General features: G+C 59.1%; 17 protein-coding genes, 1 tRNA gene, 2 rRNA genes and 1 pseudogene (1 of these 21 running past the window's edge). 12 read left to right on the top strand and 9 right to left on the bottom strand.

The genetic code is table 11. The features are described 5' to 3' along the window. From ACTG20_RS01110 to ACTG20_RS01100, 3 genes are all read left to right on the top strand, one after another. Positions 1–2,568: ribosomal RNA gene (locus ACTG20_RS01110) — 23S ribosomal RNA — on the top strand (it extends 322 nt beyond the left edge of the window). Between the two features lie 120 nt (positions 2,569–2,688). After that, a 5S ribosomal RNA gene (gene rrf / locus ACTG20_RS01105) occupies positions 2,689–2,803 on the top strand. A gap of 95 nt (positions 2,804–2,898) precedes the next feature. Beyond that, positions 2,899–2,975: transfer RNA gene (locus tag ACTG20_RS01100), tRNA-Asp, on the top strand. Positions 2,976–3,242: 267 nt separating this feature from the next. Here the strand turns inward: ACTG20_RS01100 and ACTG20_RS01095 are convergent. Further along, positions 3,243–5,825, bottom strand: a complete 2,583-nt coding sequence (locus ACTG20_RS01095; protein WP_194494463.1) for a bifunctional acetate--CoA ligase family protein/GNAT family N-acetyltransferase — start codon at positions 5,823–5,825, stop codon at positions 3,243–3,245. A 73-nt stretch (positions 5,826–5,898) separates the two neighbouring features. Next, positions 5,899–6,090, bottom strand: a complete 192-nt coding sequence (locus ACTG20_RS01090; protein WP_005339486.1) for a hypothetical protein — start codon at positions 6,088–6,090, stop codon at positions 5,899–5,901. A gap of 192 nt (positions 6,091–6,282) precedes the next feature. On the opposite strand from ACTG20_RS01090, the gene ACTG20_RS01085 reads away from it, so the two are divergent. After that, positions 6,283–7,143, top strand: a complete 861-nt coding sequence (locus ACTG20_RS01085) for a hypothetical protein (protein ID WP_194494464.1) — start codon at positions 6,283–6,285, stop codon at positions 7,141–7,143. Here the strand turns inward: ACTG20_RS01085 and ilvY are convergent. Then, on the bottom strand, positions 7,132–8,025 hold the full coding sequence (ilvY, locus tag ACTG20_RS01080; protein ID WP_005342097.1) for an HTH-type transcriptional activator IlvY: 894 nt from the start codon (positions 8,023–8,025) through the stop codon (positions 7,132–7,134). The genes ACTG20_RS01085 and ilvY overlap by 12 nt on opposite strands. A 221-nt stretch (positions 8,026–8,246) precedes the next feature. On the opposite strand from ilvY, the gene ilvC reads away from it, so the two are divergent. Then, complete coding sequence (gene ilvC / locus ACTG20_RS01075; protein ID WP_194494465.1) at positions 8,247–9,728, top strand: ketol-acid reductoisomerase; 1,482 nt, start codon at positions 8,247–8,249, stop codon at positions 9,726–9,728. Between the two features lie 156 nt (positions 9,729–9,884). On the opposite strand, the gene pgi is transcribed toward ilvC, so the two are convergent. The 5 genes from pgi to coaBC all read right to left on the bottom strand — a co-directional run bounded on the left by pgi (position 9,885) and on the right by coaBC (position 15,290). After that, entirely contained in the window at positions 9,885–11,534 is a 1,650-nt protein-coding gene (gene pgi / locus ACTG20_RS01070; protein WP_439987416.1) for a glucose-6-phosphate isomerase, read from the bottom strand. 347 nt (positions 11,535–11,881) lie between these two features. Continuing rightward, on the bottom strand, positions 11,882–12,718 hold the full coding sequence (locus tag ACTG20_RS01065; RefSeq protein ID WP_088868140.1) for a mechanosensitive ion channel domain-containing protein: 837 nt from the start codon (positions 12,716–12,718) through the stop codon (positions 11,882–11,884). Between the two features lie 165 nt (positions 12,719–12,883). Next, on the bottom strand, positions 12,884–13,480 hold the full coding sequence (gene slmA / locus ACTG20_RS01060; protein WP_005339495.1) for a nucleoid occlusion factor SlmA: 597 nt from the start codon (positions 13,478–13,480) through the stop codon (positions 12,884–12,886). Between the two features lie 68 nt (positions 13,481–13,548). Further along, complete coding sequence (gene dut / locus ACTG20_RS01055; RefSeq protein WP_005339498.1) at positions 13,549–14,007, bottom strand: dUTP diphosphatase; 459 nt, start codon at positions 14,005–14,007, stop codon at positions 13,549–13,551. Between the two features lie 80 nt (positions 14,008–14,087). Continuing rightward, positions 14,088–15,290, bottom strand: coding sequence for a bifunctional phosphopantothenoylcysteine decarboxylase/phosphopantothenate--cysteine ligase CoaBC (gene coaBC, locus ACTG20_RS01050; RefSeq protein WP_194494466.1), 1,203 nt, complete (start codon positions 15,288–15,290; stop codon positions 14,088–14,090). 147 nt (positions 15,291–15,437) lie between these two features. On the opposite strand from coaBC, the gene radC reads away from it, so the two are divergent. The 6 genes and pseudogenes from radC to ACTG20_RS01020 all read left to right on the top strand — a co-directional run bounded on the left by radC (position 15,438) and on the right by ACTG20_RS01020 (position 19,099). Then, positions 15,438–16,112: a RadC family protein gene (gene radC, locus ACTG20_RS01045; RefSeq protein ID WP_194494467.1), complete on the top strand. Its 675-nt coding sequence runs from the start codon at positions 15,438–15,440 to the stop codon at positions 16,110–16,112. Positions 16,113–16,248: 136 nt separating this feature from the next. Further along, positions 16,249–16,485, top strand: a complete 237-nt coding sequence (gene rpmB, locus ACTG20_RS01040; protein ID WP_005307492.1) for a 50S ribosomal protein L28 — start codon at positions 16,249–16,251, stop codon at positions 16,483–16,485. Positions 16,486–16,496: 11 nt separating this feature from the next. After that, a complete protein-coding gene (gene rpmG / locus ACTG20_RS01035; protein WP_005307500.1) occupies positions 16,497–16,664 on the top strand; it encodes a 50S ribosomal protein L33 in 168 nt (55 codons plus the stop codon). A 93-nt stretch (positions 16,665–16,757) separates the two neighbouring features. Then, positions 16,758–17,213 carry a hypothetical protein gene (locus ACTG20_RS01030; RefSeq protein ID WP_042054783.1) on the top strand — a complete coding sequence of 152 codons (456 nt, stop codon included), beginning with the start codon at positions 16,758–16,760 and terminating at the stop codon, positions 17,211–17,213. Between the two features lie 24 nt (positions 17,214–17,237). Next, positions 17,238–18,049 (top strand): annotated as a pseudogene (gene mutM / locus ACTG20_RS01025) (bifunctional DNA-formamidopyrimidine glycosylase/DNA-(apurinic or apyrimidinic site) lyase). 114 nt (positions 18,050–18,163) lie between these two features. Beyond that, positions 18,164–19,099, top strand: coding sequence for a VirK/YbjX family protein (locus tag ACTG20_RS01020; protein ID WP_439987415.1), 936 nt, complete (start codon positions 18,164–18,166; stop codon positions 19,097–19,099). Between the two features lie 105 nt (positions 19,100–19,204). On the opposite strand, the gene coaD is transcribed toward ACTG20_RS01020, so the two are convergent. Beyond that, positions 19,205–19,687: a pantetheine-phosphate adenylyltransferase gene (gene coaD, locus ACTG20_RS01015; RefSeq protein ID WP_194494469.1), complete on the bottom strand. Its 483-nt coding sequence runs from the start codon at positions 19,685–19,687 to the stop codon at positions 19,205–19,207. 134 nt (positions 19,688–19,821) lie between these two features. Here coaD and ACTG20_RS01010 point away from each other — a divergent pair, with 134 nt between their 5' ends. After that, positions 19,822–20,859 carry a glycosyltransferase family 9 protein gene (locus ACTG20_RS01010; protein WP_019446529.1) on the top strand — a complete coding sequence of 346 codons (1,038 nt, stop codon included), beginning with the start codon at positions 19,822–19,824 and terminating at the stop codon, positions 20,857–20,859. Positions 20,860–20,880: the final 21 nt, after the last annotated feature.

Here is a 20,880-nt window from a genome sequence, read left to right as displayed (position 1 = left end):
GTGATAGCCCCGTACACGAAAACAACCTTGATGTGAAATCGAGTAGGGCGGGACACGTGACATCCTGTCTGAATATGGGGGGACCATCCTCCAAGGCTAAATACTCCTGACTGACCGATAGTGAACCAGTACCGTGAGGGAAAGGCGAAAAGAACCCCTGTGAGGGGAGTGAAATAGAACCTGAAACCGTGTACGTACAAGCAGTGGGAGCCCTTCGGGGTGACTGCGTACCTTTTGTATAATGGGTCAGCGACTTACATTTTGTAGCGAGGTTAACCGTATAGGGGAGCCGTAGGGAAACCGAGTCTTAACTGGGCGTCTAGTTGCAAGGTGTAGACCCGAAACCGGGTGATCTAGCCATGGGCAGGTTGAAGGTTGAGTAACATCAACTGGAGGACCGAACCCACTAACGTTGCAAAGTTAGGGGATGACCTGTGGCTGGGGGTGAAAGGCCAATCAAACTCGGAGATAGCTGGTTCTCCCCGAAAGCTATTTAGGTAGCGCCTCGGACGAATACTACTGGGGGTAGAGCACTGTTTGGGCTAGGGGGTCATCCCGACTTACCAACCCCATGCAAACTCCGAATACCAGTAAGTAATATCCGGGAGACACACGGCGGGTGCTAACGTCCGTCGTGAAGAGGGAAACAACCCAGACCGCCGGCTAAGGTCCCAAAGTTCTGGTTAAGTGGGAAACGATGTGGGAAGGCTCAGACAGCTAGGATGTTGGCTTAGAAGCAGCCATCATTTAAAGAAAGCGTAATAGCTCACTAGTCGAGTCGGCCTGCGCGGAAGATGTAACGGGGCTCAAACCAGGCACCGAAGCCGCGGATTCATACTTATGTATGAGTGGTAGGGGAGCGTTCTGTAAGTCTGCGAAGGTGTATCGAGAGGTATGCTGGAGATATCAGAAGTGCGAATGCTGACGTAAGTAACGATAAAGGGGGTGAAAAGCCTCCTCGCCGGAAGACCAAGGGTTCCTGTCCAACGTTAATCGGGGCAGGGTGAGTCGACCCCTAAGGTGAGGCCGAAAGGCGTAGTCGATGGGAAGCAGGTTAATATTCCTGCACGACTTGTAATTGCGATGGGGGGACGGAGAAGGCTAGGTGGGCCAGGCGACGGTTGTCCTGGTGAAAGTGCGTAGGTGGTGTTTCTAGGCAAATCCGGAGACACAACACTGAGACACGAGACGAACGCACCACGGTGCGGAAGCCATTGATGCCCTGCTTCCAGGAAAAGCCTCTAAGCTTCAGATTACAAGTCATCGTACCCCAAACCGACACAGGTGGTCGGGTAGAGAATACCAAGGCGCTTGAGAGAACTCGGGTGAAGGAACTAGGCAAAATAGAACCGTAACTTCGGGAGAAGGTTCGCTCCTGACAGTGAAGTCCCTTGCGGATGGAGCAGTTGGGAGTCGCAGTGACCAGATGGCTGGGACTGTTTATCAAAAACACAGCACTCTGCAAACACGAAAGTGGACGTATAGGGTGTGACACCTGCCCGGTGCCGGAAGGTTAATTGATGGGGTTAGCGCAAGCGAAGCTCTTGATAGAAGCCCCGGTAAACGGCGGCCGTAACTATAACGGTCCTAAGGTAGCGAAATTCCTTGTCGGGTAAGTTCCGACCTGCACGAATGGTGTAACCATGGCCATGCTGTCTCCACCCGAGACTCAGTGAAATCGAATTCGCCGTGAAGATGCGGTGTACCCGCGGCTAGACGGAAAGACCCCGTGAACCTTTACTACAGCTTGGCACTGAACATTGAACCTACATGTGTAGGATAGGTGGGAGGCTTTGAAGGCGTGACGCCAGTTGCGCTGGAGCCGTCCTTGAAATACCACCCTTGTATGTTTGATGTTCTAACGCAGGGCCCTGAATCGGGCTCGCGGACAGTGCCTGGTGGGTAGTTTGACTGGGGCGGTCTCCTCCCAAAGAGTAACGGAGGAGCACGAAGGTTGGCTAATCCTGGTCGGACATCAGGAGGTTAGTGCAATGGCATAAGCCAGCTTAACTGCGAGACGGACAGGTCGAGCAGGTACGAAAGTAGGTCATAGTGATCCGGTGGTTCTGAATGGAAGGGCCATCGCTCAACGGATAAAAGGTACTCCGGGGATAACAGGCTGATACCGCCCAAGAGTTCATATCGACGGCGGTGTTTGGCACCTCGATGTCGGCTCATCACATCCTGGGGCTGAAGTCGGTCCCAAGGGTATGGCTGTTCGCCATTTAAAGTGGTACGCGAGCTGGGTTCAGAACGTCGTGAGACAGTTCGGTCCCTATCTGCCGTGGGCGTTGGATGATTGAAGGGAGTTGCTCCTAGTACGAGAGGACCGGAGTGAACGAACCTCTGGTGTTCGGGTTGTCACGCCAGTGGCACTGCCCGGTAGCTAAGTTCGGAATCGATAACCGCTGAAAGCATCTAAGCGGGAAGCGAGCCCTGAGATGAGTCATCCCTGACCCCTTGAGGGTCCTAAAGGGCCGTTGGAGACCACAACGTTGATAGGTGGGGTGTGTAAGCGCAGTGATGTGTTGAGCTAACCCATACTAATTACCCGTGAGGCTTAACCATACAACACCCAAGAAGTGTTCTAAGGCTTGTAGCAAACCTAAGCGAACTACTAATTCAGTGATAGCGAAGCCAACAGGCAACCTCGTTATTCACGTCAGCTTTCTCAGATTGAAGAATTTGCCTGGCGGCCATAGCGCCGTGGAACCACCTGATCCCATGCCGAACTCAGAAGTGAAACGCGGTAGCGCCGATGGTAGTGTGGCATTCGCCATGCGAGAGTAGGACACTGCCAGGCACCCAATTAAACGGTGATGTGAAAACACATAGCCGGCTGCGAGGATGACACCTCAGAAGAAGCAGCAAAAGATTTAGCGAAAGCTAACCGAATGCGGAGCGGTAGTTCAGTCGGTTAGAATACCGGCCTGTCACGCCGGGGGTCGCGGGTTCGAGTCCCGTCCGCTCCGCCACTAATTTGAAGGCCTTCCCTGATGGGAAGGCCTTTTTGCTATGGGCGTTTTTGTCCATAAGACCCACAGATTTGTACGCAAGAACCAACACAAAGCCCGGGTTCATAACCGGGCTTTTGTATTTTTAGCGCCTTAAACCACCAATATCTGGCTTTTCTCTGCCAAGTAAGAGTGCCAGATAGCCGGTTATTTCCACCATTTTCTGACTATATCAGAGCCTTATCAGTTTCATTCACGGCCATTTGAATGACTCTACAGGTGGTCAAATCAGGCTTGTGTTGCTTGCTGAGTACAGGGCAGTTCCATATTGACCACCCCCTCTTCCATTTGGACATCGATCTTGAAGCCAAGCCGTTTGGCGAGGGTCACCATGCCGCGATTGCTTGGCATGGTCATGCCGGAGAGCTGACCAATCCCCTGCTCGCTGGCGTAGCGGATGATCTTCTCCATCATCAGTTTGCCGAGCCCCAGTCCTTTCAGGTCGGAACGAACCAGAATGGCAAATTCGGCATCGCTGAGATCCGGCGTCGAGATGGCGCGCACTACCCCGAGAATCTGGTCTTTGCGCTCCCCATCCTGCCCTACGGCGACAAAAGCCATTTCGCGGTCGTAATCGATCTGGGTCATGCGGGCTAGCTCTTCATGGCCCAGCTCACCCACATCGGCGAAGAAGCGTTTGTACCTGTCCTCATCGGAAACCTGCAGCACGAACTGTTTGTGGGCCGGTTCATCTTCCGGGCGAATGGGGCGCAGCAGAACATGGCTCTGATCCTTGAGCCAGGCACCTTCCTCCAGTTCGGTCGGGTAGGGGCGGATCGCCAGCCGACTGGCGGGTGGAAGTGCTGGGTCGGCCAGCGTGACGCTGGCATCCAGCACTACCATCTCGGCACCGCACGCTTGCAGCGGATGAAGATCCAGCTCCTGAATTTGTGGGAAGGCGAGCAGCAGTTCGGAGAGCTGGCAGAGCACCTGACCGAGGGCATCGATATCCAGTCGATCCGGGGTGGCATGTTCACGGATCTTGCGACTCTTGAGTGCACCGATGATTTGGTAACGGGCCAGCGCCTGATTGAGCGGCGGTAGTGCCGCGACCATCTCCTGTGGCTCCGCGCCCGATTCACCGAGCAGGATGACGGGGCCAAAGATGGCGTCTTGCTGGATACGAACCCGCAGCTCCAGACCACCACTACGCCGCGCCATGCGCTGTACCAGCAACCCTTCAATACGGGCGCCGGGATCGTGCTGTTTCACCCTGTCCAGAATGGCATCGGCAGCCTGTGCTACTTCGGCCGAGGTGCGCAGATTGAGCACCACACCGTGCACGGCAGATTTGTGCAGGATATCGGGCGAACGGAGTTTGACTGCCACCGGGTAGCCGATCTGCTCGGCAGTCAGGGTTGCCTCGATGGCGTCGGTGACGATCCAGGTGGGCAGGGTCGCGAGCCCGGCTGCCTGCAAGATGGGGTGGGCGAGATGGGTATCCAGCCTCAGCTGTTTGCGCTCCTGCGCCTGGCGGATCAGCTGCTGGCAGAGCTCGATATTGAGCTGGTTGCCGTGCAGGGAGGCGGGGGTCTCCATCAGCTGCTTCTGGTTGCGGCGGTACTCCACCATATGCATGAAGGCGGCCATGGCGCTTTCCGGGGTACGGTAGGTCGGGATGCCCGCTTCGGTAAAGAGTTTGCGCCCCTCCTGCGCCGAGTACTCGCCTGCCCAGTTGGTGAGGATATTGAAACGGCGAGCTCTGGGGTGCTGTTTCAGGTGGGCGATAAGGTGGCTGGCCAGCGGCGCACTGGGGGCCGTGAGCGAGGGGGCGTGGATGATCAGGATGGCATCGATCCCCTCTTCCCCGAGCAGGTTGTCCAGCGCCTCCTGATAGGTGGTGATGGTGGCATCGCTGCCGATATCGAGCGGTGGGCGAGCCAGTTTACCGCCCCGTTCCAGCAGCACATCCACTGCCATATTGGCCAGCCCGCGGCCATTGGAGATGATGGCGAGCCGCTCCCCCTTGAGGGTCATGGAGTGGCTGAGGGTTTCCACTGCGGCAAACAGCTCGTGGGTATCCCGTACCCGCAGCATGCCGGCGCGGCGGATGGCGGCGTCATAGACGTTGTCGAGGCCGTGGGCCGGATCGTGGCGTCCGCTTTTGAGCACCAGGATCGGCTTGTTGCGCGAGGCCGCTCGTGCTGCCGAGAGAAAATGGCGGGCATCGTGCAGCTTGTCCATGTAGAGCAGGATGGCGCGGGTCACGCTGTCGCGGGAGAGTTGATCCAGCAGCTGGCCGAAGTCGATATCGCAGTGATCGCCAAGGGAGATAAAGGCAGAGAATCCCAGCTCATGCTGCTTGGCCCAGTCGAGAATTGTGGTGCTGACCGCGGCAGACTGGGAGAGAAAGGCGACCTGCCCGGGCTTGGCGGCAATCGGTGAAAAGCTGGCATTGAGCCCCTGACCGGGCAGCAGCATCCCCATGCTGTTGGGGCCGAGCAGGCGAATGCCATATTGCTTGCAGAGCCGTTTCAGCTCCTGCCGCTCATTTTGTGAAAAATCGGCGGCGAGGATGATAGCTGCGCCTGTTCCCTTCTGGCCAAGCTCCCCCAGCAGGGGGATGACCCGCTCCCGGCGAGTGCAGATGATGGCGAGATCCGGAGCCAGTGGCAGGCTGGCAATGTCGGGATAGGCCAGCACGCCGGCCACCGCCTTGCTGCGCGGGGTGACTGGCAGGATGGGCCCTTTGAAGTGACCCGCCAGCAGGTGGCGGACGATAACATGGCCCGCTTTGTGCGGATCGGTCGAGGCGCCGATGATGGCGATTGATTGGGGTTTGAACAGCCGATCCAGACCGCTTGCGTTCATGGGCACTCCCGTCGAAAGGGGGAAGATACCAGTCTAATACCTCTTTGTTGCAGGTTCTGTGACCGGCTCCCGATCACCGTTTGTTGAGGGCGTTGGCGCGCAGATAAAAGCGCAGTTCGCCCTGCACCCGGCGAATGGCTCCCAGGTGGCGTTCCTGCAGATAGATATCCTGCTCCCGATCGAGCGCCGTGCTGGGTACGCCCATGCTTTGCAGATACTCGTCAAACAGGGTTGAACCCTTGATCTCTACCAGATGCTGTTTCATGGCTCTCCTCCCTGCGCCTTGGCGTTTGTTGATGAACGCCCAGTCTGCGATGACCTGCCGGGTTTGCCTATTGTCACTTCTGACACGAGATTTGACACGAGAGCGCTCACACATCTTTCAGAGAGGGCGCCGTTGAGGCGCTGGCTGGCGTTATAGTATGGCGAGGAGCACGAGGCACGGATGGTGCGCAGGATGATCAGAGTCTGGTGGTGGTGCATGGCACTGTGGACGGTTGGCGTATCGGCAACCGAGCAGCCTATCCGCGTCTGGAATCTGCTGCTGGATCACCCCAACCCCGCCGTCGTCCAGTTGTTGCGCCTCTCCCTCGATCTCACCGTGCCCGAATATGGCCCCTATCAGCTGGTCTCCAGTCCGCAAATGGAGCAGGGGCGGGCGGTGAAGGAGCTGCGCAGCGGCGAGCTGGTTCAGGTCGGTGTCTTTGCCCCGGATGGTCAGCGAGAACGGGAGTTGCTGGCAATCCACATTCCGCTGGCCAAGGGGCTGCTGGGATGGCGGGTGTGTCTGGTTCGGCAGGGTGATGAGGGGCGTTTTACCGCGATCGGGTCGTTGGCAGACTGGCATCGCGCCGGGCTCTCCATCGGTCAGCACAGATCCTGGCCAGACACCCAGTTGCTGCGGGCTAACGGCCTCAAGGTGACGGTGGGCAATCTTTATGAGGCGCTCTTCAACATGCTGCGCAAGAAGCGCTTTGACTGCTTCCTGCGTTCGGTCATCGAGATCGAGGATGAGCTCAGGCAGCATCCGGATCTCGCCATCGAGCCCCGTCTGGTGTTTCGCTATCCGCTGGCGCTGCTGTTTTTCGTCTCGCCAAAATATCCGGAGCTGGCGCAGCGCATCGAGCTTGGCCTGCTGCGGGCGCGGCAGTCTGGTGCTTTTGACCGGGTCTTTGAAGAGGGATTTGGCAGCACCATTCGGCGGCTGAAACTGGATGAGCGGGTGCGCCTCGAGCTGCATAACCCCGACTTGCCGCAGCCCAGTCGCGTCATGATGGCCGATCCGGCCCTTATCTATAAACCGGTGTCAGCGCAGTGAGCCCTGATTCTGCGCCGTATCCCAGAAGGCGCGGATCAGCGGTTCCTCCAGCCGCTTCTTGAGTACCCCGATCCCCACATCAAATGGCTTGAAGGCGGGTTTGAGGTCGATGATCCGCACCTTGTCGCCGAGCGGGCTGTGGTCGATCACCGCCGCCGGCACCAATCCTACGCCACAACCGAGCGCCACCATGGCGACGATTCCCTCGTTGCCCGCTACTTCGGCATAGATGTTGGGGGCGATCCCCTTGTTGCGAAACCACTGATCGCTGCGTTTGCGGGCCAAGCCCTGCTCGGAGAGGATGACTGGCAGTTGCTCCCAATCCGGCTCCCCCTGACGGAACCACTGGTTCAGTTGCGGGGCGTTGCGCGGCGCGATAAAGACCAGCGGTACCAGTTGAAGGCTGGCGAACTCCAGCTTGGCGGGCAGGGCATCGGGACGGGCGGCGATGGCGAGATCGGCCTCGTCGGCCAGGATTTTGTCCACCGCCAGCGCCGGGTCGCCGGTCTCCAGCTTGATCTCCAGCTGGGGGTAGCGGCGGCGAAAGCGTTCCAGTACCTCGGGCAGCAGAAAGTAGCTGGCGGTGACCGAACAGAAGACCCGCAGCCGCCCCTGTAGCGGTTCATCGCTGCGTTTGAGCTCCTGCTTGAGCTGACGCCACTCCTGCAACAGGCCGCCGCCAAACTCCCGCAGCTTCTCGCCTGCAGGGGTGAGCCGCACCGAGCGGTTGTCCCGTTCGAACAGGATGCAGCCTGTCTCCTGCTCCAGTCGCTGGATGGCGCGGCTCAGGGTGGAGGGGCTGACCGCCATGGCATCGGCACTCTTGCCGAAGTGGAGGGAGTCGGCGAGGTGGAGAAACAGCTCGAGATTGCGAAGATCCATCTTTCAGCTCCTGACGCGGCTTGTGTGCCCGATATCCAGCGGTTGGCGGCTTGTTTCTGCCATCTCGCGGTACATTCAGCAGGCAATTTTGAAGGGTGAGCGTTTCAGTTATTGCAACGTACTGTTTCGAATATATCAGTTCAGGCAATAAGTGTCCCGCGCTATAGTGGTTCAGACAACGCCGCTATCCGGCATGGAATCAATCGAACGGAGCAATCACCATGGCTAACTATTTCAACACCTTGAACCTGCGTCAGCAGTTGGCCCAACTGGGCAAGTGTCGTTTCATGCAGCGCGAAGAGTTTGCGGACGGCTGCAACGTGCTGAAGGGCAAGAAGGTGGTGATTGTGGGCTGTGGTGCCCAGGGTCTGAACCAGGGTCTGAACATGCGCGACTCCGGGCTGGATATCTCCTACGCCCTGCGCAAGGCCGCCATCACCGAGAAGCGCGCCTCCTGGCAGAAAGCCACCGACAACGGCTTCGCGGTCGGCACCTATGAAGAGCTGATCCCGACCGCCGATCTGGTGCTGAACCTGACTCCGGACAAGCAGCACTCCGACGTGGTGAAGACCGTGATGCCGCTGATGAAGCAAGGCGCCGCGCTGGGCTACTCCCACGGCTTCAACGTGGTGGAAGAGGGTCAGCAGATCCGTTCTGACATCACGGTCGTGATGGTGGCGCCCAAGTGCCCGGGTACCGAAGTGCGTGAAGAGTACAAGCGTGGCTTTGGTGTACCGACCCTGATCGCCGTTCACCCGGAAAATGACCCGAAAAGTGAAGGCATGGCCATCGCCAAGGCGTGGGCCTCTGCCACCGGCGGCGACCGTGCCGGGGTGCTGGAATCCTCCTTCGTGGCGGAAGTGAAATCCGACCTGATGGGCGAGCAGACCATCCTCTGCGGCATGCTGCAGGCCGGTTCCCTGCTCTGCTACGACAAGCTGGTTGCCGAAGGCACAGACCCGGCCTACGCCGGCAAGCTGATCCAGTTTGGCTGGGAGACCATCACCGAAGCCCTGAAACAGGGTGGCATCAGCCTGATGATGGACCGCCTCTCCAACCCGGCCAAGCTGCGCGCCTTTGAGCTCTCCGAGCAGCTCAAGACCCTGATGCGCCCGCTGTTCGAGAAGCACATGGATGACATTATCGCCGGTGAGTTCTCCCGCGGCATGATGGCCGACTGGGCCGAAGACGATGCCAAGCTGTTCGGCTGGCGCGAAGAGACCGGCAAATCAGCCTTCGAAAATGCGCCGGCGTTTGCAGGCAAGATTGCCGAGCAGGAGTACTTCGACAATGGCGTGGTGATGGTGGCCATGGTCAAGGCGGGTGTGGAGCTTGCGTTCGAGACCATGGTGGCTTCCGGTATCTACGAGGAGTCCGCCTACTACGAATCCCTGCACGAGCTGCCGCTGATCGCCAACACAGTTGCTCGCAAGCGTCTGTACGAGATGAACGTGGTCATCTCCGATACCGCCGAGTACGGTAACTACCTGTTCGCCAACGCCGCCGTGCCGTTGCTGCGCGAGCACTTCATGCCGACCCTGAAAGCAGGCGATCTGGGTGCCAGCAAGGCGGAAGGGCAGAGCGTGGATAACCTGGCGCTGCTGGCGGCCAACGAAGCGACCCGCAACCACCCGATCGAGAAAATCGGCCAGGTACTGCGCGGTTATATGAAAGACATGAAGCGCATCGCCGTTGGTGGTTAAGCCTGTATCGGGCTGGATGATGAAGGGGCGGGGATGACGATCCCCGTCGCCGGTCGGACTGGACACCCGATCGGCCAGCCAGAAAAATCAGCCTGACAGTCATAAAAAAGCCCCGCTCATCGAGCGGGGCTTTTGCATTCAGAAAGGCCGGATAAATCAGGCTTTCCACGCTTTCCAGGTGTTGATCAGACCGTTGGTGGAGCAGTCGTGGCTGGTGACAGCCTCGTTGTTACCCAGCTCCGGCAGGATCTTGTTGGCCAGCTGTTTGCCCAGCTCCACGCCCCACTGGTCGAAGGAGAAGATGTTCCAGATTGCGCCCTGTACGAAGATCTTGTGTTCATACATGGCGATCAGGGCACCCAGGGTTTTCGGGGTCAGGCTCTTGAACAGGATGGAGTTGGTCGGGCGGTTGCCTTCGAACACCTTGAACGGCACCAGATCCTTGACCTGCTCCAGGGTTTTGCCAGCAGCCAGGAACTCGGCTTCAACCTCTTCCTTGCTCTTGCCGAAGGCCAGCGCCTCGGTCTGGGCGAAGAAGTTGGCCAGCAGTTTCGGGTGGTGGTCACCGATCGGATTGTGGCTGATGGCCGGTGCCAGGAAGTCACAGGGGATCAGCTTGGTGCCCTGGTGTATCAGCTGGTAGAAGGCGTGCTGGCCGTTGGTGCCCGGCTCACCCCAGATGATGGGGCCAGTCTGGTAGTCAACCGGCTTGCCGTTGCGATCCACGTACTTGCCGTTGGATTCCATGTTGCCTTGCTGGAAGTAGGCAGGGAAGCGGTGCATGTACTGGTCGTACGGCAGAATGGCTTCGGACTCGGCACCGTAGAAGTTGTTGTACCACAGGCCGATCAGCGCCAGCAGTACCGGCACGTTCTGCTCATAGGAGGCTGTGGCGAAGTGCATGTCCATCTCGAAGGCGCCTTGCAGCAGTACTTCGAAGTTCTCGAAACCGACGGACAGGGCGATGGGCATGCCGATGGCAGACCAGGAGGAGTAGCGGCCGCCAACCCAGTCCCAGAACTCGAACATGTTGTTGGTGTCGATGCCGAACTCGGCCACGGCCTTGCCGTTGGTGGAGAGGGCTGCGAAGTGCTTGGCAACGTGGGCCTTGTCACCGGCGATCTTGATGAACCAGTCGCGAGCGGTAAGGGCGTTGGTCATGGTCTCCTGGGTAGTGAAGGTCTTGGAGGCCACCAAGAACAGGGTGGTTTCCGGATCGATCTTCTTCAGGGTCTCGGCGATGTGAGTGCCATCGACGTTGGAGACGAAGTGCATCTGCAGGTGGTTTTTGTAGGGACGCAGTGCCTCGGTGATCATTACCGGGCCGAGATCGGAGCCACCGATACCAATGTTGACCACGTGCTGTATCGCTTTGCCGGTGTAGCCTTTCCACTCGCCGGAGATGATCTTCTCGCAGAAGCCCTTCATCTTGGCCAGTACGGCGTTCACTTCCGGCATCACGTCCTTACCGTCGCACTCGATGGGGCGGTCGGAGCGGTTGCGCAGGGCCACGTGCAGTACGGAGCGACCTTCGGTCATGTTGATCTTGTCGCCATTGAACATGGCATCGATCGCGCTGCGAAGATCGGTCTCTTTGGCCAGATCAACCAGCAACTTGAGGGTTTCTTCGGTGATCAGGTTCTTCGAGTAATCAACCAGGATGTCGCCGCCGAAGGTAAGGGAAAACTTGTCAAAGCGCTTCGGGTCCTGCGCGAACAGATCCTTGAGTCGGGTCTCTTTGTTTGCTGCAAAGTGGGCTTCCAGTGCCTGCCAGGCCTGGGTTTGGGTTGGATTGATATTTTTCATAGGATTCCTGAAATGCCAAGTTGTGTTTGAACCTTGCAGGCAAGGTCCCGCCAAACCTTATTATCCGAGCATTATAGCGAGCCGAACGGGCGGCCCGTGTAACAGATTTTTACCGATTGTCTTTTACCGCAATGGGTCACTGTCGGGAGCATACAACCAGAACATTGGGATTATGTGTCACGAAAGCAAGGCGGATCTTGCGCTTGCTCATGATTGGGGCCACCCCGATAGCCTGAAATTGTTTTCATCCGGTTGGCGTGGTTATGCACCGACATGGCCATGGGCTGGGGCCAGAAACGACAATGCCAGCCCGAAGGCTGGCATTGTCTGTTGCAGCAGAACCGCGATCACGCCTGCGTTTTTTGCATGTGCATCACCATCTGCGGGAAGGGAATCTCGATGCCTTCGGCATCAAAGGTCAGTTTCACCTTCTCGTGGAAGTCGAACCAGACACCCCAGTAGTCAGCGGTTTTCACCCAGGGGCGCACCACGATATTGACCGAGGAGTCGGCCAGCGCGGCAACGGCGATGGTGGCTGCCGGATCCTTGAGGATGCGCGGCTCTTCGCTTACCAGACGCTCGAGGATCTGTTTGGCCTTGCGCAGGTCAGAGCCGTAACCGATACCGAAGGTCATATCGACGCGGCGGGTATCCATGCGCGAGTAGTTGACGATGGTGCCGTTGAGGATGGCGGAGTTCGGTACTACCACCATCTTGTTGTCACCTGAGGTGAGGGTAGTGGTAAAGAGCTGAACGGACTGCACCACACCTGCCGTGCCCGCCACTTCGATAAACTCGCCCGCCTTGATGGGGCGGAAGATGATCAGCAGGAAGCCGGCAGCGAAGTTGGAGAGCGAGCCTTGCAGCGCCAGACCGATGGCCAGACCGGCGGCACCGATAATGGCGACGAAGGAGGCAGTCTGCACGCCGACACGGCCCAGCGCGGCGATCACCACGAACACCAGAATGGCGTACTTGAGGATGCTGCCGACGAAGTGGGTGACTGTGGTGTCCAGCTTGCGGGCCTGCATCACCTTGACCACGCCACCGCTGATGAGGTTGGCGGCGATATAGCCGACCAGCAGGGTCAGCAGGGCGGCGGCGATATTGACGCCGTATTCGATCAGCAGTCCCTGATTATTGACCAGCCAGGTCTGCGCTTCGGTAATGATTTCGGGTTCCATAGGATGTCCTGTCAGGTTCTAAAAGGTTTATGGTGGATAAATCTAACACCGCAGCGCGACAGTACGGGTCGCATCTGGTACTTCTTTTCTGCCATAAAAACCTGACACAAAAAAGAAGGGAGGCCAAAGCCTCCCTTCTTTTTGCTGAATGATGCGAAAAAACCATCAGCTCTGCAGCAGCTGGCTGCGGATAAATTGCCACTGATCTTCGAAACCGGCGGTCGGCTTGAGCTTGAACTCGGAGCGCACGAACTGGCTGATGCGGCCTTCGGTGTAGGCCAGCAGCAGATTGGCCAGCATGGTTTCGTCGAGCTGGAAGCCCTGACCCTCGCGTAGCCGCTTTTCGCGCAGCACCTGCTTGATCTGGGTCTCCAGCTTGTCGAACAGGATGCTGATGCGATCCCGCAGCCGATCGTGCTCACCCAGCAGGGCGTCGCCGTTGAGGATACGGGTGATGCCGGGATTGCGCTCGGCAAACACCAGCAGCAGCTGAAGGATGTGGTGGCAGCGCGCCATGGTGTCCTTCTCTTCCGCCATGATCAGATTGACCCGTGACAGCAGGGAATCCTCGATAAAGTCGATCAGCCCCTCGAACATCCGCGCCTTGCTGGGAAAATGTCGATAGAGGGCTGCTTCAGAGACGCCGACCTCGGCCGCCAGACGGGCCGTGGTGATGCGCTGACCCGGACTGGTTTCCAGCATATGGGCGAGCGCCTGCAGGATCTGATCGCGCCGACTCTGTTTCTGATTACTGCTTGCCATGGATTCCCCTAAAAAAACAATGGCTTGATTCTATTATTAGGCACCGCCCATCAGGCTGGTGTGGTCTGTTATTGGCGACCAGAAGAACCAAAACCGCCTTCACCCCGTTCGCTCTGATTGAACTCATCGACCAGTTGGAAGCTGGCCTGAACCACCGGCATGATCACCAGCTGGGCGATGCGCTCGCCGGGTTGCATGGTGAACTCATCCTTGCCGCGGTTCCAGACCGATACCATCAGCTGACCCTGGTAATCGGAATCGATCAGACCGACCAGGTTGCCCAGCACGATGCCGTGCTTATGGCCGAGGCCGGAGCGGGGCAGGATGGTGGCACACAGACCCGGATCCTGGATGTGGATGGCCAGACCGGTCGGCACCAGAGTGGTATCTCCCGGAGCCAGAGTCAGCGGCGCATCCAGCAGTGCGCGCAGATCCATGCCGGCAGAGCCCGGTGTTGCGTAGGCGGGCAGCGGGTACTCGGTACCGATACGGGCATCCAGAATCTTCAGTTCAATTTGTGTAGTCATGAATCGCTTTTTCAGTTGGATCTTGTATTGGCGCCCCTCTTGGCAGGCGGGGTGCCGTGAGTCTTGTTCTTTCGGGACGCTCAGTGCCGGTAGTGGCGTGCAATCAGGGCGATCAGGTGACGGGCCAGCGTCAGCTTGTCGGCCAGCGGCAGCGGGGCCTGGCCCCCTTGCCAGAACACGGTCAGGGCGTTGTCATCGGCGTTGAAGCCTTGCCCCTCGCGGGACACATCGTTGGCGGCGATCATGTCCAGCCGCTTACGCTGCAACTTGTCGAGGGCGTATTGTTCCACATCCACGGTTTCGGCGGCAAATCCGACGGTGAAGGGTTTGTCTGAAAGGGCACCGACGGCCGCGATAATGTCGGGATTTTTCACCAGCTTCACCACCATCTGGTCGTTGTCACCAGTCTTCTTGATCTTCTGACTGGCGACCTGTTCGGGACGGTAGTCGGCTACCGCGGCGCAGCCGATGAAGAGGTCGCACTCGCCGACCCGGCTCATCACCGCCTGATGCATCTGCTCGGCGCTCTCCACATCGACACGGGTCACGCCAGCAGGCGTAGCCAGCGTCACCGGGCCGCTCACCAGCGTCACTTCGGCACCCGCCTCACGGGCGGCGCGAGCGATGGCGTAGCCCATCTTGCCGGAGCTGTGGTTGCTGATGTAGCGCACCGGATCGAGCGCCTCGCGGGTCGGGCCGGCGGTGAGCAGCAGCTTGACGCCTGCCAGCAAGGGTTCGGCGGCCAGCTGCTGGCAGCAGCGCTCCACCAGTTCGAGAGGATCCAGCATCCGGCCCGGGCCCACATCGCCACAGGCCTGGCTGCCGGCATCCGGCCCCCACAGCAGAATGCCGCGGCTGGCCAGGGTCTTGAGATTGGCCTGTGTGGCCGCGTTGAGATACATCTGCTGGTTCATGGCAGGTGCCAGCGCGATGGGCGCCGGAGTGGCCAGACAGAGGGTGGTGAGCAGTTCGTCGGCCATGCCTGCAGCCATCCGCGCCATCAGGTTGGCGCTGGCGGGGGCGATCAGCACCAGATCGGCCCACTTGGCCAGCTCGATATGGCCCATGCCCGCCTCGGCAGAGGGGTCCAGCAGGCTGTAGGCCACCGGATGACCGGAGACCGCCTGCAGGGTCAGCGGGGTGATGAACTCCTTGGCGGAGCGGGTCATCACCACCCGCACTTCGGCGCCCTGATCTTTCAGGCGGCGTACCAGCTCGGCACTCTTGTAGGCGGCGATCCCGCCGCTGACACCCAACAGGATGCGTTTATCGGCCAATCTCATCTGCTGTTTCTCTATCCGGCTCATTCTGACTGGTCGGCTAAGATACCACAGGCAATGGATGACGACAGGGGTTGGCATCAAGGGGTGTGGTCGGGCGCGCGCAATTTTTTGCTATGTTTTTTCTCAGCAGGGATGAGGGAGAGACAAATGAGCATCAAAGAGTGGCCGGAAGATGAACGCCCCAGAGAGAAGTTGCTGCGTCAGGGGCCCGCAGCGCTCTCCGATGCCGAGCTGCTCGCCATCTTTCTGCGCACTGGCGTCAATGGCCTGAGTGCAGTGGATCTTTCACGTAATCTATTGAATCAATTCGGCTCTTTGCGCAGCTTGCTGGGGGCGGATCAACGGGCATTCTGCGAGGCGCACGGCCTTGGCCCGGCCAAATATGCCCAGCTACAGGCGGTGCTGGAGATGGCCAGACGCCATCTGGCCGAGCAGCTGCAACGGGGCGATGCGCTCACCTCGCCCCAGCTGACCCGCGACTATCTGCAGGCCCAGCTACGGGATCGGCCGCGCGAGGTGTTTGCCCTGTTGTTGCTCGACAATCAGCACAGAGTCATTCAATTTGTTGAGCTTTTTTTCGGCACCATCGATTCGGCGAGCGTCTGGCCAAGAGAAATCGTGCAGATCGCGCTCAAACATAATGCAGCCGCGGTGATTATGGCGCATAATCACCCGTCCGGCGTCGCCGAGCCCAGTAGGGCCGACCGCCAGATCACGGATCGGATCACGGCCGCTTTGGCCCTGATCGATATCAGAGTGCTGGATCACTTGGTGATCGGTGATGGCATCACGGTTTCTTTTGCCGAGCGCGGTTGGCTATAACTGTGCTCTGGCACCGTATTAGTTGATCTTTGATCACGGATGCTGTATAAAATGCCGCCTTCTGTTTGCCCCGCAATCGAAGGCCAGCGGGGCAGATATTTGCTCGAGCAATGAAGTAAGATTTGGAGAGACTGACATGTCTAGAGTATGCCAAGTAACCGGCAAGCGCCCGGCAGTTGGTAACAACCGTTCGCACGCTAACAACGCCACCAAGCGTCGTTTCCTGCCGAACCTGCACACTCACCGTTTCTGGGTTGAGAGTGAAAAACGCTTCGTAAGCCTGCGCGTATCCGCAAAAGGCATGCGTATCATCGACAAGCGTGGCGTTGAAGTGGTTCTGGCTGAACTGCGCGCCAGCGGTGTTAAGGTATAAGGAATTAGATCATGGCTAAAGGTATTCGCGAGAAAATTCGCCTGAACTCCAGCGCCGGTACTGGTCACTTCTATACCACTACCAAAAACAAGCGCACCATGCCCGAAAAAATGGAGATCAAAAAGTTTGATCCCGTTGTTCGTCAGCATGTGATCTACAAGGAAGGCAAAATCAAGTAATTACTTGATGCTGCATTCCCAAAAACCCGGCTTCGTGCCGGGTTTTTTTATGCGCCTAATTCAGTACACTGCCGGTTCAAAGGGAGGCTTGCCATGTTCAAATTGAGCCGCAAAGGCTGGAATAACGTGATCATCGTGGTGGTGCTGATCGTGATCACCCTGTTGCATCGTATGGAGACTGCCCAGCAGGAGAACAGCGCCAAGCGGGCTCGCCCCTTGCTGCCGGATGCAGCCGTGGTGCTCACCTGGCAGGGGCCGAGCTGGCAGATTGAGCGGATTGGTCAGGGCTGGCGCAGCATGCCGGATCTGGGACTCGACACAGCGCAGCTGGATGCCCGTCTGGCGCGCTGGCAGAGCTGGTTGCTGCCCCCCGGCGAGGTGGTGCGCGGTACCCCGGTGACCATCAAGGTGTGGATTGCCGGCCAGAACGATCCGGTCGAGATCGGCCTCTATCAGAACAGCGGCCAATATGGCGCTCAGCTGCCCTCCGGTCTCTGGCTCGCCCTCACTGCCGAGCAGTATCGCGATCTGCTGCGTCCTGCTCCCTGAGTTTCTTTTCCTTGCGAGGTGCCCATGCCCGAATTGCCAGAAGTTGAAGTCAGTCGTCAGGGGATCTCCCCTGGCTCACCGGTATCAAGGTGACGCGCGTGGTGGTGCGGGATGGCCGCCTGCGCTGGCCGATCCCCGGTGAGATTCAGGAGCTGGTGGACCTCACCATCCATCGGGTGCGTCGCCGTGCCAAATACCTGCTGCTGGAGACCGATTTCGGTACAGCAATCCTTCATCTGGGGATGTCCGGCAGCCTGCGGGTGCTGGATATCGGCACCCCGGCCGAGAAGCACGACCACGTGGATATCGAGCTGGAGAATGGCAAGCTGCTGCGGCTCAACGATCCGCGCCGCTTCGGCGCCCTGCTTTGGACCCGGGAACCGGCCGAAGCCCATGCGCTGCTCGCCAAGCTGGGGCCCGAACCGCTCACCGATGCCTTCAGTGCTGATTACCTGCGTGAGCGCGCCAAGGGGCGCAGCACCGCCATCAAACAGTTCCTGATGGACAATCAGGTGGTGGTCGGGGTGGGCAACATCTACGCAAACGAGGCGCTCTATGCTGCCGGCATTCACCCCAAACGGGCGGCGGGCAATATCAGTGCCGAGCGGCTGGGAACCCTGGTGGCCGAGATCAAGCGGGTGTTGGCCGAGGCAATTCGCCAGGGCGGCACCACTCTCAAGGATTTCACCAGTGCCGATGGCAAGCCGGGCTATTTCGTGCAGCAGTTGCAGGTCTACGGCCGTGGCGGTCAGCCCTGTTTCCACTGTCACACCCTGCTGACCGAGACAAGAATGGGCCAGCGCACCACGGTTTTTTGCAGTCATTGCCAGCGCTGAGCGCACTTTTTGCCCAGATCCGGGGGAAGTTGTAACAGCGTATTTCCACTCTGTTGAAGATTTGCACAGCTGTCACTAGTATCCCGACCGTTCAGGCGGTTTGAGAATATAAAAATGACAGTTAAATCAATAGACTGGGAATATTTATCCCGGCAGGAGCGCTATTGCGCAAAATCCATGGCCCGCTTCCTCTACCCCGAGGGATGTGACCGGAAAACCTTCAATCGCGGCAAGTTTGTGCTGCGCAGCCTGCTCTATCGCAAGTCGCTGAGCCGGGTCTTCAGTCTGTTTCAGTGCGACTCGCTCAAGGCGCTGCCGGCGGTCTATCCCGAGCTGCTCGACAAGCCGATGCGACCCTATCGCTTCGCCTGTGCCAGCGCCCGTGAGCGGGCCGAGATGCTGGAAAATCACTATCGGTTGCTGCTGGAGTGCTACCCGCAGCTGATCGACCCGCTCTATCTGGGCGAGGGGATCGCGCTGGGGCACTATCCACAGAGCGGCTGCCGCATTCTGCTGCGCCACGATGGCACCTTCCGCCGCGAGGCCGAGCTGGCACTCTCCATCGTCAACGGAGAGGGGCAGCGCCTCTACAGCTGCGCCTTTTCGCTGGCGGGTAGCGTGGATCGTTTGATTCTGATGATCGGCTCCATGCAGGGGCCGGAGCCTGCGGTCGACAATGCCCAGGATCGGGTGCGCGAGCTAACCAAAGAGGGACATGGCCTGCGGCCCAAATCCCTGCTGGTGCAACTGGTGCTGCAACTGGCGCAGAGCATGGGGGCGGCAGAGGTGCTGGCGGTGCGCAAGCGGGCCCACGTGTTTCAGGCCAAGCGCTACAGCAGCAAGCAGAAAGCCAATTTGCAGGCCGATTATGACGAGCTGTGGCAGGAATTCGGCGCCCGGGATGTGGATGCCAACTTCGTCGCTCTGCAAGCCCAGCCGCGCAAGCCGCTGGAGGAGATCGCCTCCAAGAAGCGGGCCATGTATCGGCGCCGCTACGAGTGGCTCGATCTGCTGGTGCAGGAGATGAATGAGCGGTTTGCCCGTCAGTAACCGGCAAGCAGGCTGACCTCTCCATGCGAGAGAGATACAACAAGGGCTACCCGCGGGTAGCCCTTGTTCGTAGTTGCCGTTGGGAATGGCGAGTATGGAAGGAGATCACCCTTTCTGTTTGGCTGCGATGGCCTGGGCCACCACGGGGTCGACAAACTGACGAATGTCGCCACCGTGTAGCGCCACCTCTTTCACCAGTGTGGAGGAGATAAAGGAGTTCTCCTCCGCCGGGGTGAGGAAGACGCTCTCAAGCGTGGGCATCAGGCGGCGGTTCATGTTGGCCAGCTGGAACTCGTACTCGAAGTCGGAGACGGCGCGCAGGCCGCGGATCAGCACGTTGGCCTGATGCTCTTTGGCAAAATCGACCAGCAGCCCGGAGAAGCCGACCACCTTGACGTTGGGAAGCTGGCTGGTCACTTGCTGGACAAGCTGGACACGTTCCGCCAGATCGAACAGCGGGCGCTTGCTCGGGCTGTTGGCGACGCCGACGATCACCTCGTCAAACAGCTTGGCGGCGCGGCCGATCAGGTCGGCATGGCCATTGGTAACGGGATCAAATGTCCCGGGATAGATCACCCTGGTAGTCATCTTTGCGGTCCTGCAACCTGGAAATTTGGTCGCATTATAAGGTCGTCGCTTGAGAATAGCAGTGCATCAGGCAAGAATACGCCATCGCGCATCAAGCCTCCCTGCATTGGTGACAGGGAGCAAAGGGATTTTTTATGAAACGTATTCTGGTCGTTCGCAATGACAAGATTGGTGACTTCATGCTGGCGTGGCCGAGCTTCGCCATGCTCAAAGGCTCCATGGAGTGTCATGTGACTGCCCTGGTTCCGGCCTACACGGCCCCGCTGGCCCGGCTCTGCCCCTGGATTGACGAGGTGATCATCGATCCGGGCGTGCGAGCCGACAAGGAGCAACAGCGGGCACTGCTGGCCCGGATCAAGGCGGCGGCGTTCGACGCGTCCATCTGCCTCTTCTCCAACTCCCGCAACGCCATGCTGGTGTGGAAGGCACACATCCCTTACCGGCTGGCCCCGGCGACCAAGCTGGCGCAGGTGCTCTACAACCAGCGACTGGTGCAGCGTCGCTCCCGCTCCCAGAAACCGGAGTCCGAGTACAACCTGGAGCTGATCCGCCGCTTCCTGGCCGATCAACAGGTGGCCGTGGTGGAGCCCAAGACCCCCTTCCTGCGGTTCGATGACGAGACTCTGCGGCAGGTGCGTGAGCAGTTGGCACTCAAGCTCAAGCTCGATGCCAGCCGCCCCTGGCTGATGGTGCATGCCGGTAGCGGCGGTTCGGCCAACAACCTCTCCATCGAGCAGTATGCCCGCATCATCATCAAGCTCAATCAGGCCTGCCCCGAGCTGCAGTGCGTGCTGACCGCAGGCCCGGGCGAGGAGAAGATGGCCGAACAGCTGGCGGCCGAGCTGCTGGCCCACGGCGGCAACGGCTGGATCTACCGCTCCAGCGATGGTCTGCCGATGTTCTGTCAGGTGCTGGCCAACGCAGCCCTGTTTATCGCTGGCAGTACCGGCCCGCTCCATATCGCCGGTGCGCTCGATGTGCCGACTATCGGTTTCTTCCCGATGCGCCGCTCCGCTACTCCGCTGCGCTGGAAGCCCCTCAACAGCGAAGGGCGTCACCTTGCCTTCAGCCCGCCGGAGGATAGCGATCACCCGGAGGATATGAGTCAGCTCGATCCCAAGACCATGGTGCCGGTGATGGCCCGCTGGGCGGCGCCTTTCTGGCGCAAGTAACGTATGCAGCAATGCAAACAG

The sequence above is a fragment of the Aeromonas sp. 84A genome (assembly GCF_051919345.1).
Taxonomy (GTDB): Bacteria; Pseudomonadota; Gammaproteobacteria; order Enterobacterales; family Aeromonadaceae; genus Aeromonas; species Aeromonas veronii.
The sequence above is the reverse complement of the archived record's forward strand: the minus strand, read 5'-3'. Positions and strand labels throughout refer to the sequence as shown.